This window comes from Curtobacterium sp. MMLR14_006 (assembly GCF_001864985.1).
In the GTDB taxonomy this organism is placed as follows: Bacteria; Actinomycetota; Actinomycetes; order Actinomycetales; family Microbacteriaceae; genus Curtobacterium.
In genome coordinates this window covers 1-14,225 of record NZ_MJGU01000026.1, presented here as the reverse complement: position 1 = coordinate 14,225, position 14,225 = coordinate 1, and the positions used below count along the sequence as shown (strand labels likewise).

Here is a 14,225-nt window from a genome sequence, read left to right as displayed (position 1 = left end):
GATGACGACGACACCGCAGGCCCCGGTCACGCATCGGACCCCGGCTGCGTCGCCCGGCGGGCACGGTGTCCGGCCGCCCCGCCTCGTCGCACTCCGCGGTGCGCCGCGCGTCCGCCGCGAGAACACGCTGCCCGCCGTCGCGGTGGCCGAGGCGCTCGGCGTCGACACCGTCGAGGTCGACGTCCGACGCACCGCCGACGGGGTCGCGGTGCTGCTGCACGACGAGACCCTCGGCCGGATGTGGGGGGACCGCCGCCGCGTGGCCGACGTCGACTGGTGCGAGGTCGCCCGGCTCGGCAACGGCCTCGACCGGATCCCGCGGCTCGACGCCGTGCTCGAGCGGCTCGACGGCTGCCACGCCTCACTGCTCGTCGACCTCGTCGACCCCGCCGACGCCCTCGTGGCGGCACGGACGGTCGGCACCGCCACCGGCTCGACCGCCGTCGCCTGGCGCGGCACACCGGACGCGATGGCCACGGTGCGCGCCGCGTTACCGGACGCCGAGGTCTGGCTGACGTGGGAGTCGCTCGCGCCGCCGACGGCCGCAGACCTCGAGGCCCTGCAACCGTCGACCCTCGACCTCGACGTCGCCTTCCTCACCCCGGCCACGGTCCGGGCCGCCCACGCCCTCGGGGTGCGGGTCGCGGCGCGGACGGTCGACGAACCCGCCCCGGCGCTCTGGGCGGCGCAGCTCGGCGTCGACGCGATCACCACCGACGACGTCGCCGGCATCCGGGCCGTGCTCGCCGCGGCGGAGCGCGACGGGTGGCCGGACCGCGACCGCGAACCCACCGAGGCCGAGGTCGCCGCACGTGCGCAGGCCCTGGCGCACCGGATCGCCCACGAGGTCATCGCCCTCACCCGGGAGCACCCCGTCGGCGAGGTGCGGGCGAAGGCCGACCCCGCCGACCTCGTGACCGACGTGGACCGGATGGTGGAGCTGCACGTCCGCTCCCGGGTGCGTGCCGCCTTCCCGACGCACGGCTTCACCGGCGAGGAGTACGGCGAGGCCCCCGGCGACCGGCACCGCTGGTACCTCGACCCCGTCGACGGCACCACGAACCTGGTGAACGGCGTGCCCTGGACGTCGATGTCGCTCTGCCTGACGCGCGGCGGCCGGCCCCTCGTCGGTGTCGTCGCCGACCCCTGGCGCGGCGAGGTGCTCGAGGCCCGACGCGGGCGCGGCGCCGTCCTGCGCGACCGTGCCCTGCAGCTCGACGACGCGCCCCGGTCGCTCGCCGGGGCGGTCGTCGGCACCGAGCTCGACGGGCACCGACCGTGGCCGGGCTTCGGGGCGTTCCTCGACGCGCTCGCCGACCGCTCGTGCACGGTCCGGGTGCAGGGTTCCGGGACGCTGACGATCGCGCAGGTCGCGGCCGGGCGGGGGATCGGCGCCTGCGTGCCGGCGTTCAACCCGGTCGACCACGGTGCCGCCGTGCTGCTCGTGCACGAGGCCGGCGGCGTCGTGCTCACCCGCGACGGGTCCGTCGAGGGCTTCCCTCCCGTCGGCGAGCCGTTCCTCGTCGCCCACCCCGGGGCCGCCGACGAACTGCACACCGTCTGGGTGCGCGCGCTGGCGACCGCGCGCTGACCACCCGGGCCGCGGTCCCGAGCCGGCCACGCGCGTGCGCACCGGGCGGGGCGGGCGTGCACCGGGCCTCCCGGCCGCTCGTCCGTCGCTCTCGGCGGACTCTGTGCAGGCGCACAGTCAGCGGCGCCCGTGCCTGCCTACTGTGGCAGTCCACGGCGGGTCCGACCGGACCGGCCGCGCACCGAAGGAGCACTGACCATGGGATTCCTCGACCGTCTGCTCGGACGCCCGGACCGCGACCGGAACGGGGACGCACAGCAGAACCAGTGGGGGCAGCCGCAGCAGCAGGGCTACCAGTACGGCCAGCAGTCCTACCAGCAGCCCGTGCAGCAGCCGGCCCCGTCCGGCGCACCCGCGGCCACCGACGACGAGCGTGCCGTCGAGCGGTACCGCTACCTGCTCCGGACCGCGCCGCCGGAGCGCATCGAGGAGGTCCACGCCGAGGCCTTCGCGACGTTGACCGACGAGCAGCGCCGCATGGTGTTCGACGAGTTCACGCGCACGGCACCCGCCGGTGAGGCACCGCGTGGCGACGACCCGCGCTCGCTCGCGCAGGCCGTCACCCGGTCGGAGATCCGCCAGCCCGGCTTCGCCGAGCGGTCGCTCGGCGGCGTTGGCCGCGGCGGCGCGGGCGGGATGGGCGTATTCGGCGGCCAGCGCGGCGGTCCCTCCTTCGGCAGCATGATCGGTGCGTCGATCCTCGGCACGGTGGCGGGCTACGTCATCGGGTCGGCGATCATGAGCGCGTTCCTGCCCGACCCCGGATCGTTCGACGGCGGTACGGATGCTGCGGGCGAGGGCGGATCGGAGGACACTGGTGCCGAGTCCGGTGACGGTGGTGCCTCCGATGGCGGTGGGGCCGACGGCGGCGGGTTCGAGAGTGCGGGCTGGGGCGACGGCGGTTCCGACTTCGGTGGCGGCGGCGGTGGCTTCGGTGACTTCGGTGGGGACTTCGACGTCTAGGTGACGGTCGTCGCTCCCACCGCTCGACGGATCTGCTGCAGGGTCGACGAGGGAGCGACATGGCCATCATCGAGGCCTCCGGGCTGACGAAGACGTACCGATCGAGGTCCGGGACGGTGCACGCGCTGACCGGACTCGACCTCTCCGTGCCGCAGGGCACGGTGACCGCGTTGCTCGGACCGAACGGCTCCGGCAAGACGACGACCGTGAAGGTCCTCACCACCCTCGTCACCCCGGACGCCGGCACGGCGACCATCGACGGCATCGACGTGGTCGGTGACCCGCAGACGACCCGGCGGTCGATCGGCGTGTCCGGCCAGTACGCGGCGGTCGACGAGAACCTGACCGGGTTCGAGAACCTCGAGATGATCGGGCGGCTGTACCACCTCGGCCGGCGGACGGCCCGCGAGCGGGCCCGCGAGCTCATCGACGTGTTCGACCTGTCCGAGGCCGGCGACCGTCCGGTCAAGGGGTTCTCGGGCGGGATGCGTCGCCGGATCGACCTGGCGGGCGCCCTCGTGATGAACCCGCGGGTGCTGTTCCTCGACGAACCCACGACCGGCCTCGACCCACGCAGCCGGCTCGCGCTCTGGGGCATCATCGAGGACCTCGTCGCCGGGGGCACCACCGTGCTGCTCACCACGCAGTACCTGGAGGAAGCCGACCGGCTCGCCGACGACATCGTCGTGATCGACGAGGGCACGGTCATCGCGGAGGGCACGGCGGACCAGCTCAAGGCACAGGTCGGCGGGCACCGGGTCGTCGTCACCCTGGTCGACGAGACCGACGGCGACGCGGCGACGACGGTGCTGCGGCGGTACGGCCGCGGCGAGGTGGAGACGTCGGGGGACGGGCGGACACGAGCGGTCGCGGTCGACGCCGGTCCCGCCGCCCTGCAGCGCGTCCTCGCCGACCTGAGCGCGGCGGGCGTCGCGCTCCACGACGCGGGGATGCGCCGCCCGACCCTCGACGACGTGTTCCTGCGCCTGACCGGCCACGCGGCCTCCGGGGACGACCCCGATCCGGACGTGCCGGGCACCCGTTCCGAGCGCCCCCGGAAGGAGACGGTCCGATGACGACCTCCGTCGGGACGGGGCGGCAGCTCCCCGTCGCGGTGACCGCACCGGTGGCGGTCTGGTTCGAGGACGGCTGGACCGTCACCAAGCGCAACCTGATCAAGATCAAGCGCTCGCCGGACATGCTCGTCTTCGCGGTGCTCCAGCCGATCATGTTCGTGCTGCTGTTCAGCCAGGTGTACGGCGGCGCGATCCGGGTGCAGGGCACCGACTACACGCAGTTCCTGATGGCCGGGATCTTCGCGCAGACCGTGGTCTTCGGTGCGACGTTCTCGGGGTCGGCGATGGCGCAGGACCTCAAGGAGGGGCTGATCGACCGGTTCCGGACGCTGCCGATGTCGGCGTCGGCCGTGCTCGTCGGCCGCACGAACTCCGACCTGGTGCTCAACGGCATCTCGATGGTCATCATGATGGCCACGGGGCTGGCGGTCGGGTGGCGGGTGCAGTCGTCGCCGACCGCGTTCCTGGCGGGCATCGCGTTGCTGCTCCTGTTCAGCTACGCGTTCAGCTGGGTGATGGCGCTGCTCGGCATGAGCGTGCGGACCCCCGAGGTGATCAACAACGCGTCGTTCATGATCCTCTTCCCCCTGACCTTCGTCTCGAACGCGTTCGTGCCGAGCGACACCCTGCCGCTGGTGCTGCGCGTGTTCGCCGAGTGGAACCCGGTGTCGTCGCTCGTACAGGCCGCGCGGGAGCTCTTCGGCAACGTCGGCACGGCGCCGGTCCCGGACGTCTGGACGATGCAGCACCCGGCGCTGACGGTCCTGGTCGGCATCGCGGTGATGCTCGTGGTGTTCGTGCCGTGGAGCGTGGCGAAGTACCGCAGGATCAGCGCGGCGTAGGGGCTCTCCACAGGCAGCTCCCGGGTGTACGCACCGGTCGTCCGGACGGCTTAGCATCAACCTCGTGACCGCGACAGACGCCGAGCGGGCCGCCCAGCGCGACGCCACCGAGCAGCCCCTCGACCGCAGTACCCGCATGCGCCGCTGGATGCTGCACGGCGCCGACCAGGGTGCCTCGCACCAGGGGCCGCACCAGGTCGAGGTGGAGAAGACCCACTCGTGGTGGCGGGTCATGTGCCTGACCGGCGTCGACTACTTCTCGACGCTCGGGTACCAGCCGGCGATCGCCGCGCTCGCCGCGGGCCTGCTGTCGCCGATCGCCACCATCGTGCTCGTCCTCGTGACGCTGTTCGGGGCACTGCCCGTGTACCGCCGGGTGGCGCAGGACAGCTTCAAGGGCGCCGGGTCGATCATGATGCTCGAGAAGCTGCTGCCCTGGTGGGCCGGCAAGCTGCTCGTGCTCGTGCTGCTCGGCTTCGCCGTCACCGACTTCATGATCACGATGACCCTGTCGGCGGCGGACGCCACGGCGCACATCGCCGAGAACCCGTACACGCCGCAGTGGTTCACCGAGATCCCGGTCCCGCTCACCCTGGCGCTGCTGCTCCTGCTCGGCATCGTGTTCCTGCGCGGGTTCAAGGAAGCGATCGGCATCGCCGTCGGGCTCGTCGCCGTGTTCCTCGCCCTGAACGCCGTCGTCGTGGTCGTCGCGCTGTGGCACGTGTTCGAGCACCCGATGGTCGCGAGCGACTGGTGGTCCGGGCTCACCGCGCAGCACAGCAACCCGCTCGTGATGATCGGCATCGCCCTCGTGGTGTTCCCGAAGCTCGCGCTCGGCCTGTCCGGGTTCGAGACCGGCGTCGCCGTCATGCCCCAGGTGCGTGGCGACGCGTCCGACGACACGAGCGACCGCCCCGAGGGCCGGATCCGCGGCACGAAGCGCCTGCTCACCGTGGCGGCCGTCATCATGAGCTCGTTCCTCATCACGTCGTCGATCGCGACGACCTTCCTCATCCCGCAGGCCGAGTTCCAGCCGGGCGGCGGCGCGAACGGCCGGGCACTCGCGTTCCTGGCGCACGAGTACCTCGGCGGCGTCTTCGGCTCGGTCTACGACTTCTCCACCGTCGCCATCCTGTGGTTCGCGGGCGCGAGCGCGATGGCCGGTCTGCTCAACCTCGTGCCGCGCTTCCTGCCCCGGTACGGCATGGCCCCGCAGTGGGCGCGGGCGACCCGACCGCTCGTCATCATCTTCACGCTCATCGCGTTCGTGATCACGATCGTCTTCGACGCCGACGTCGACGCCCAGGGCGGCGCCTACGCCACCGGCGTCCTCGTGCTCATCACCAGCGCGGCCGTGGCCGTGACGCTCTCCGCCCGCCGCAAGCAGCAGCGCGGCTGGACCATCGCGTTCGCGGTCATCTCCGTCGTCTTCGTGTACACGACGGTCGCGAACGTCATCGAGCGGCCGGACGGTGTGCGCATCGCCGCGATCTTCATCATCGCGATCGTCGTCGTCTCGCTCGTGTCACGCGTGCGGCGGTCGTTCGAGCTCCGCGCGTCGTCGATCGAGCTCGACGCGGTGGCCCGGCAGTTCGTCGAGGCCGACGCCGACCAGTTCAGCTCGGTGTGCATCATCGCGAACGAGCCCGGCGCCGGCACCGCCGAGGCGTACCGGTCCAAGGGCCGCGAGGAACGCCGCGACTCCGGCATCCCCGCGCGCGTGCCGACGATGTTCCTCGAGGTCCTGCCGGCGGACTCGTCCGACTTCGAGGAGGACCTGGTCGTCGAGGGGCACGTGGTGTCCGGCCACCGGGTGCTGCGGGTGCGCTCGGGGAACGTGCCGAACACCATCGCGTCGACCCTGCTCGCCATCCGCGACATCGCGGGCGTCGTGCCGAGCATCTACTTCGAGTGGAACGAGGGCAACCCGATCCGGAACGCCATCCGCTTCGTGTTCACCGGCGTCGGCGACGTCGCCCCCGTGACGCGCGAGGTCCTGCGCGAGGCCGAACCGGACGTGAACCGCCGCCCGACCATCCACGTGTCCTGACCGTGCCCCCGGGACCGCGGGCGGTGTCGGGGGAGCGCCGCGGTCCCGACGGTAGGGCCACGACGGTCGACGTCGCCGCGACGGTCCGGGGCACGACAGGCTTCGCCCCGGGGGTGCCACCCGCCGTCTTCGGGGTGGTCACCTCCGGGCTCGACGGCCTGGTGCTCGCCGCCGCCGCGGGTCGTGACTTCCTCGATGTCGTGCGACGTCGATCACGTCGCGGGGGTCGGGGGGTCTCCGGGGCGCGGTGAGCGGTCGTCGTGGAACGACGTGGTCGATGTCGTACGACGTCGATGGTGTCGCAGCGGCCCGGCGCTCGGCGTGGCCGCTGCCGGACCCCGCCGGCAGTCGCCTGCCGCCGCCACCGACCGTCCACCCTGCGCCGCCGCCGCCGCCGCCGCCGCCGCCGCCGCCCGCCGGCCGTGGCCCTCCGCCGCCGCCCGCCGGCCGTGGCCCTCCGCCGCCCGCCGGCCGTGGCCCGATGCCCGCCGTCAGTCGTCCGTCGTCAGCCGTCAGTCGTCCGTCGTCAGCCGTCAGCCGTCAGCCGTCAGCCGTCAGTCGTCAGCGAGGATGCGGTCCCGCACCTTGCGCCGGAGCACCTTGCCGATCATCGAGCGCGGCAGGTCGTCGACGACGACGATGCGCCGCGGCACCTTGTAGGCCGCGAGCTGCTCCCGCGCCCAGGCCCGCAGCGCCGCAGGGTCGAACGAGGACGGGTCCTTCGGCACGACGGCGGCGACGACCTGCTCGTTGCCGGCCGTGGTGATGCCGACGACCGCGACCTCCTTGACGCTGGGGTGCTTGAGCAGGGCGTCCTCGACCTCGGAGGGCGAGACGTTGAAGCCGCCCGTGATGATGAGCTCCTTGAGGCGGTCGACGATCCGGACGTACCCGTCCGCGCCGATCGAGACGATGTCACCGGTGCGGAACCAGCCGTCGGACGTGAAGACCTCGTCGGTGGCCTCGGCCTTGCCCCAGTACCCGCGGAACACCTGCGGGCCGCGGACCTGCAGCTCGCCGGGCTCGTCGGTGCCCAGGACCTTCTCGGCGTCGTCCGGGTCGACCACGCGGGCCTCGGTCGACGAGAGCGGCAGCCCGATCGACCCGAGGCGCCGCTCCGGCGACACCGGGTTCGCCATGAGCACGGGGGAGCACTCGGACAGGCCGTAGCCCTCGACCAGGTAGCCGCCGGTCCGGGACTCCCACGGTTCGACGATCTCCTGCGAGAGCGGCATCGCGCCGGAGATGCCGATCTCGATGCCCGCGAGCGACACCTTCGCCGAGTCCGCCGCGTGCTGCAGGCGGGCGTAGATCGGCGGCACGGCCGGCAGGAACGTCGGCGGGTGCTTCTTCACGGCGGTGAGCACGAGTGCCGGGTCGAAGGACGGGAACAGCACGAGCCGCGAGGCCATGCTCATCGCGAAGGTCAGGCACAGCGTCAGGCCGTACGCGTGGAACATCGGCAGCACCGCGTACACGACGTTGTCGCCCCGGCGGACCTGGGGGACCCACGCTCGGGACTGCGCGGCGTTGGCGAGCAGGTTCCGGTGTGTCAGGACCGCACCCTTCGGCGTGCCCGTCGTGCCGGAGGTGTACTGGATGAGCGCGACGTCGTCGGTGGACGGCCGCGGGTGGCGCTTCGACAGCTTGCGCGAGCCGACCAGGTCGTCCCACTTCGTCGTGCCGCGCACCGAGGTCGTCAGCTTCGCACGGGACTCGCGGGCCTTCGCGACGGGCAGGGCGAGCGCGAGGCGCGTGCTGCGGGGCATCGCGCGGGTGAGGTCGACGGACACGATCGCGTCGAGTGCGACGTCCGCCGGGAAGTCCTGCAGCGTCGCCACGGACTTGTCCCAGGCGATGGCGACCTTCGCCCCGTGGTCCTCGAACTGGTGGCGCAGCTCGCGCGGCGTGTAGAGCGGGTTGTGCTCCACCACGATCGCGCCGAGCCGGAGCACCGCGTAGAACGCCACGACGTGCTGCGGGCAGTTCGGCAGCACGATCGCCACCCGGTCGCCGGCGCCGACCCCGAGCTTCCGCAGACCGTTCGCCGCCCGGCGGATCTGCTCCTCGAGTTCGCCGTAGCTGGTGGTGCGCTTGAAGAACTCCAACGCCACCCTGCGGGGGAACTCCTGCGCGGACTGTTCGACGAGGTCGACGAGCGAACCGCGCTGTTCGTCGATGTCGTGCGGGACCCCCGGGGCGTACGAGGCAAGCCAGGGACGAGGCGTGTCGATGCTCACGCGACCAACCTAGCGGCCTCCCCGAGCGCATTGTCAGGGGCGCGACGGACCATGGCGTCATGCCCTCTGTCTCCGATGCCTTCCGCTCCCGCCTCAACGACACGTTCACGGGTGGGGCGACCGGCAAGCCGGAGTGGATCGACGAACTCGAACAGGGCGACGACGCCGGCTTCTTCGGCCCGGGATCGGCCACGTGGGCCGTGCACGGCGGCAAGCAGACCATCGTCGCCGGCGTCCGGGCGCTCCTCGTGCAGGCCCTGCACCCGGGGGCGCTCGCCGGGGTCGCCGACCACTCCCGGTACCGCGAGGACCCGTTCGGGCGGCTCGCGGGCACCATCCGCTGGATCTACACCGTCTCGCACGGCGACACCGCGACCGCCCGGGGCGCGAGCGCCTGGGTGCTCCGCCTGCACGAGCGGGTGCGGGGCCAGTACGTCGACGGGCACGGCATGCCCCGCGACTACTCGGCGAACGACCCCGACCTGGCGAAGTGGGTCCACCTGGCCTTCACCGACGCCTTCCTGCGTGCCGCCCAGCGCTGGGGCGACCCGATCCCGGGCGGTGCCGACGCCTACGTGCGCGAGTGGGCGACGGCCGGCCGGCTCATGAACGTGGTCGACCCGCCGGAGTCCGAACCGGAGCTCCGCGCGCAGATGGACGGCTACCTGGACCGCGGCGAGCTCGCCGTCACCCCGCGGACCCGCGACGTGGTGAAGTTCATCCGCAACCCGCCACTCGCGCTCATGCTCCGGCCGGGGTACCAGGCGCTCTTCCAGGGCGCGGTCTCGACGCTCGACCCCCGCCACCGCTCGATGCTCGGCCTGCGGTCGCCGTCGATCGGCCCCGTGGAGCTGCCGGTCGGGCGGGCGACGGGCCTCGTGCTCGACGGCCTCGGCGCGGTGCTCGGCGACCAGACCGGCACCGAGCGCGCAGCGCTCGTCCGCATCGCGCGGCTCGACCGCGAGCGCGGCGTGGCAGCGGCGGGTGCGGACCTGGACCCGGCCGTGTGACGGACGGGAGGCCCGGTGCCAGCCGGCACCGGGCCTCCCGTCCGGCAGGTGGTGCGTCAGAAACCGGACGGGACCCGGGGTGTGTACGCGGAACCGAGGCGCGTGACCTCGTCGTCGGTGAGCGTGATCGAGGCGGCGGCCACCGCGTCGTCGATGTGGTGCTCCTTCGTCGCGCCGACGATCGGGGCGGAGACCGCGGGCTGCCGCATCACCCAGGCGAGGGCGACCTGCGCCATGCTCGCGTCGTGGGCCTCGGCGACCTGCTGCACCGCGTCGACGATCGCGCGGTTCGCGTCCTCGTCCTGCTTGTAGAGCGTCTTGCCGAACTGGTCGGTCTCGGCCCTGCTCCCGGAACCCTGCGCGTCCCACGGGCGCGTGAGCTTGCCGCGGGCGAGGGGGCTCCACGGGATGACGCCGACGCCGGTGTGCGCGCAGAAGGGGAGCATCTCGCGCTCCTCCTCGCGCTCGAGCAGGTTGTACTGGTCCTGCATGCTGACGAAGCGCGTCCAGCCGTGCAGGTCGGCGACGTGCTGCATCTCGGCGAACTGCCACGTCCACATGCTGCTCGCGCCGATGTACCGGGCCTTGCCGGCCTTGACGACGTCGTGCAGGGCCTCCATCGTCTCCTCGATCGGCGTGTGCGGGTCGAAGCGGTGGATCTGGTACAGGTCGACGTAGTCCGTGCCGAGGCGGGTGAGCGACGCGTCGATCTCGTGCATGATCGCCGCACGGGACAGCCCGGCACCGTTCCTGCCCGGGCGCATCCGGTTGAAGACCTTCGTGAAGACCTGGACGTCCTCGCGCGGGGCGAGCTCCTTGAGGAGCGTGCCGGTGATCTCCTCGCTGCTGCCGGCCGAGTACACGTTCGCGGTGTCGAACGTGGTGATGCCCTGCTCGTAGGCACGGCGGACGAACGGGCGGGCGTCGTCGAGGCCGACGCTCCACTCGTGCGAGCCCTTGCCCGGGTCGCCGTAGGACATCATGCCGAGGACGACGCTGCTCATCTCGAGGCCGGAGGCGCCGAGGCGAACGGTGCCGGCGGTCGGGGTGCTCGTGCTGCCCGGGGTGCCCGTGTCGTTCGTGTCGGTGGTCGCGCTGCTCGTTCCTGCTGGCTGGTCGCTCGTGTCGGTCGTCATGCCGCCACCCTGGCATCGCGGCCTGTGACCGCGAGCAGGCGGGTCTGGAGCGGGGCGTCCTCGGTCACGTCGACCGGCGCAGCGTACAGCCCGGTGGCGGCGAGGTCCTCGATCTGCGGCTCGAAGTACTCCCACACCGCCTGCACGAGCTCCGGCGGCAGCGTCTCCTCGGTGCCGGTCGCCCGCGCGAGGTCCCACGTGTGGATCGTGATGTCGCTCGTCTGCTCGGTGAGGTACTGCGCGGCGGGCACCACGTCGGTGCTGAGGTGCACGGGCACGTCGGCGGGCGTCCGCTGCCACGCCTCGCCGGCCGCGGCGGCGTACCTCGCCCACTCGGCGGCGAGGTCGTCGCCGATCGGCTCGAGGTCCGCCGCCGCCTGCGCGTGGTCGCACCCCGTCAGGAGCTTCGGGATCCACCGCTGCTCGTCGACCACGTGGGCCACGAGGTCACGGGTGGACCACTCGGAGTCCGGGGTGGGGGCGTCCCAGTCCGTGACGGCGGCGACCCGGCGGCCGAACTCGGCTGCCGCGAGGGCCTGCATCGCGATCCAGTCGGTGGCCATGGGGTGCTCCTGTTCGTCGTGCGAGGGTGCTCGGTGTTCTCGTGTTGCTGGTGGTGCTCGATGTTCTCGTGTTCGTTGCCAACGGGGGAGCGCTGGTGGGGATTCCCGGTGGTGTTGGGCTTCCCGCGGTCGCCCCGGCTCTCGGTCGGGTGGTCGCCCTGCGGGCTGGGGTCCGTTGGGGGGTCGGCTTGCGGGCTGCTGTCTGGCGTCTGGCGCCTCTCCGTTGACGTTACGCGAAGGTGGCCGCCGCCGAGCGGGCGGTAGACCCGGGTCCTCGGAGGTGGTAGTCGGGTCTTTCGCCCGTTCGGTCTGACCTCGATCCGTTGTGGCGCTCGAGGCTCGCCCGGTGACTGTAGCGGTCCTGGTGGCGGAGTCGGGCGAGGGTGCCGGGTGCCGGGTGCCGGGTGCCGGGTGCCGGGTGCCGGGTGCCGGGTATCGGGCGGGGTGCGGGGTGCGGCGGGTCGAGCGGGCGAAATGACGGAGTCGCGTCCGGGCTGCACTGAGCATCTCCGCCCGGTCAGCTCGAGCGCTCGCAGCGGGCCTGGTGTGCTCACACGGCAACGTCGTCGGAGGTGCCGAGCGGGCGGAGTTGCTGGGTCGAGCGTGGTCGTGACCCGGGTGTTTCGCCCGGTCGCGACGTCCCCGGTGGGCAAGGCGGCATGGCGGGATTTGTCGGCCGATGGGGTTCGGGGCGTTGGGTCGGATGCGCCGGGAAACGACGAACGCCCCGACTCCGTGGGGAGCCGGGGCGATTGTCTCGGGTTCGGGTGGTGCTGTTCGGTGCCCTCGGTGGGGCTTGTCCGAAGGGGACTCAGGCCGCCTGGAGGACGAACTGGACGTCGAGGTTGATGGTGACGTCGTTGCCCAGGGTGAAGCCGCCGGCCTCGAGCGCAGCGTTCCAGTTCACGCCGAACTCGGTGCGGTCGATCTTCGTCGTGGCCTCGGCGCCGAGCTTGACCTGGCCGTAGCCGTCGGTGGTGACGCCACCGAACTCGGTCTTCAGGGTGACGTTCTTCGTGACGCCACGGAGCGAGAGCTCGCCGTCGATGAGCATGTCGTCGCCGTCTTCGCGGATGCCGGTCGACTTGAAGGTCATCTGCGGGTGCTCCTCGGCGAGGAAGAAGTCGCCGGTCGCGAGGTGCTGGTCACGCTGCTGCTGCTTGGTGTTGACGCTGGCGACGTCGATCGAAGCCTCGAGCGTCGTGTCGAGGGGGTTCTCGGCGGTCACGAGGGTCGCGTCGAAGCGCTCGAAGGAGCCCTTGACCTTGCTGATCGCGAGGTGACGGACCGAGAAGGTGACCTCGGAGTGCGTCGGGTCGATCTTCCAGGTGCCGGTCTGGTAGCCGGGGATGGCGGAGGCGGTGAGCGTCATGAGGGTCCTTCTTCCGAACGAGAGTGGGTCGTGTAGCACGATCGATGCGCCTGCATCGAGTTGATAGTACGACAGTCTGCACCCTTTTGGTTGAAGCGTCAACCAATGTTCACTGTCATGTCGCGAGACCTTCGATCGTGCGGTCCGTGGATGCCGGTCTGCAACAGGCGTCTCAGGCGCTGGACGAAGCGTTCGACGCCGCGGCCCACGTCGACTGCGGTCGCGCGAACGAGCCACCAGTCGACGTCCTTCAAGTGCTCGCCTCGGGTGAGGTCCTTCCGGAACGTCGACGGATCGGTGCGGTGCAGGTCACTCTCGTACTCGATGGCCACACGGGCCTCGACGTAGGCGAGGTCCACGCACGCCACCCACCTGCCGTCGACGACCACGTCGTGGTTCAGCGACGGTTCCGGTAGCCCGTGCCGCACGAGGGCCAGCCGTGTCCTGGTCTCGCCAGGAGACCGTGACCCGGCACGGATCTCGTCGAGGGCGAGTCGGAGCTTCCGGACGCCCCTGCAGCCCCTCCGCTCGGCGACCGCTGCGGCGAGCTCGTCGAGTGTCGCCCATCCCAGCCATCCGACCAGCGCGTCACCTGCCACGATGAGCTCGTCGAGGGTGAGCATCGTCGCGAGCGCGACGAACGTGTCGGCGGGAGCGCTGAGACGGACCCCGCGGGATTGCGTCGCCCGCACCGTTCCAGCGCGCGCTCGATGGCCGACTGCCCCGCGAACGCGGAGCGCCTGGTCGGGTCCGATGGTCGTGACGTGCAGCCGAGGAGCGCCTTCGTGTCGTCGGGGCAGCGGGATGCCGAGGATCGCGGCCGCGGTGACGTGGCTGAAGACCTGATCGCGACGCAGCCGCGGAGCGAGCGCTCGTGCACGTTCCTCGACGGTGCGTGGCGTGGTCGCAGAACGGATGCCATGGAACGGCCGGACGAGGTCCTTTGCGTCGAGTCGACAGCGGGAAACGCCACGGTGCAGGGCATCGCGCACTCGGAACGAGGTGTCGCGGAGGGCCATGGGGAGCCGACGTCTGGCGGTCATTGCCACAGCGTGTGGGCGAGCCGACGTGGTCGGGGTGCATCGACCTGCCGCTGTGGACGGTGGCGAGCGGAGCGCGAGTGTGGAGGAGTACCTGCGCTGCCGAGCGGGCGGAAACCCTGGTCGGAGGGGCGTGCGTACCCGGGTCTTTCGCCCGCTCGCCCACTCGGCCGCGCGGCAAGTGTGGCTCAGGGACGACGGCGAGGACGGCTCGGCCGCGGCGAGGGCGGGTCAGCGCGTCCTGCAGAGGACTCCGCTGCCGAGTGGGCGGAAAGGATCACCGGACGGACATGCAAACCAGGGCCTTTCGCCCGCTCAGCAGCCCGGCGGCCGGCGGCCAGG

11 protein-coding genes are annotated in these 14,225 nt (G+C 72.1%); 6 read left to right on the top strand and 5 right to left on the bottom strand.

Annotated features, from left to right (window positions below; all coding sequences use genetic code 11):
* Window position 1 precedes the first annotated feature (1 nt).
* The 5 genes from BIU94_RS17180 (at window position 2) to BIU94_RS16160 (ending at window position 6,522) form a co-directional block, all read left to right on the top strand.
* Complete coding sequence (locus BIU94_RS17180; RefSeq protein ID WP_139196086.1) at window positions 2–1,591, top strand: inositol monophosphatase family protein; 1,590 nt, start codon at window positions 2–4, stop codon at window positions 1,589–1,591.
* A 198-nt stretch (window positions 1,592–1,789) separates the two neighbouring features.
* Window positions 1,790–2,554, top strand: a complete 765-nt coding sequence (locus BIU94_RS16175) for a hypothetical protein (protein ID WP_071263253.1) — start codon at window positions 1,790–1,792, stop codon at window positions 2,552–2,554.
* A 59-nt stretch (window positions 2,555–2,613) separates the two neighbouring features.
* On the top strand, window positions 2,614–3,630 hold the full coding sequence (locus tag BIU94_RS16170) for an ATP-binding cassette domain-containing protein (RefSeq protein ID WP_071263248.1): 1,017 nt from the start codon (window positions 2,614–2,616) through the stop codon (window positions 3,628–3,630).
* Window positions 3,627–4,472: an ABC transporter permease gene (locus BIU94_RS16165; protein ID WP_071263246.1), complete on the top strand. Its 846-nt coding sequence runs from the start codon at window positions 3,627–3,629 to the stop codon at window positions 4,470–4,472. The genes BIU94_RS16170 and BIU94_RS16165 overlap by 4 nt, the downstream gene beginning before the upstream one ends.
* Before the next feature lie 148 nt (window positions 4,473–4,620).
* Entirely contained in the window at window positions 4,621–6,522 is a 1,902-nt protein-coding gene (locus tag BIU94_RS16160) for an amino acid transporter (protein WP_254783032.1), read from the top strand.
* A 554-nt stretch (window positions 6,523–7,076) separates the two neighbouring features.
* Here the strand turns inward: BIU94_RS16160 and BIU94_RS16150 are convergent.
* Window positions 7,077–8,762: a long-chain-fatty-acid--CoA ligase gene (locus tag BIU94_RS16150; protein WP_071263240.1), complete on the bottom strand. Its 1,686-nt coding sequence runs from the start codon at window positions 8,760–8,762 to the stop codon at window positions 7,077–7,079.
* 59 nt (window positions 8,763–8,821) lie between these two features.
* Between BIU94_RS16150 and BIU94_RS16145 the strand changes: the two genes are divergently transcribed.
* A complete protein-coding gene (locus BIU94_RS16145; RefSeq protein ID WP_071263233.1) occupies window positions 8,822–9,772 on the top strand; it encodes an oxygenase MpaB family protein in 951 nt (316 codons plus the stop codon).
* Between the two features lie 56 nt (window positions 9,773–9,828).
* Here the strand turns inward: BIU94_RS16145 and BIU94_RS16140 are convergent, their stop codons facing one another.
* From BIU94_RS16140 to BIU94_RS17170, 4 genes are all read right to left on the bottom strand, one after another.
* Window positions 9,829–10,776: an aldo/keto reductase gene (locus tag BIU94_RS16140; protein ID WP_071263587.1), complete on the bottom strand. Its 948-nt coding sequence runs from the start codon at window positions 10,774–10,776 to the stop codon at window positions 9,829–9,831.
* Window positions 10,777–10,904: 128 nt separating this feature from the next.
* Complete coding sequence (locus BIU94_RS16135) at window positions 10,905–11,471, bottom strand: TIGR03086 family metal-binding protein (protein WP_071263231.1); 567 nt, start codon at window positions 11,469–11,471, stop codon at window positions 10,905–10,907.
* Window positions 11,472–12,282: 811 nt separating this feature from the next.
* Window positions 12,283–12,843 carry a YceI family protein gene (locus BIU94_RS16130; RefSeq protein ID WP_071263229.1) on the bottom strand — a complete coding sequence of 187 codons (561 nt, stop codon included), beginning with the start codon at window positions 12,841–12,843 and terminating at the stop codon, window positions 12,283–12,285.
* 98 nt (window positions 12,844–12,941) lie between these two features.
* Window positions 12,942–13,535 carry a hypothetical protein gene (locus BIU94_RS17170; RefSeq protein ID WP_083404919.1) on the bottom strand — a complete coding sequence of 198 codons (594 nt, stop codon included), beginning with the start codon at window positions 13,533–13,535 and terminating at the stop codon, window positions 12,942–12,944.
* Window positions 13,536–14,225: the final 690 nt, after the last annotated feature.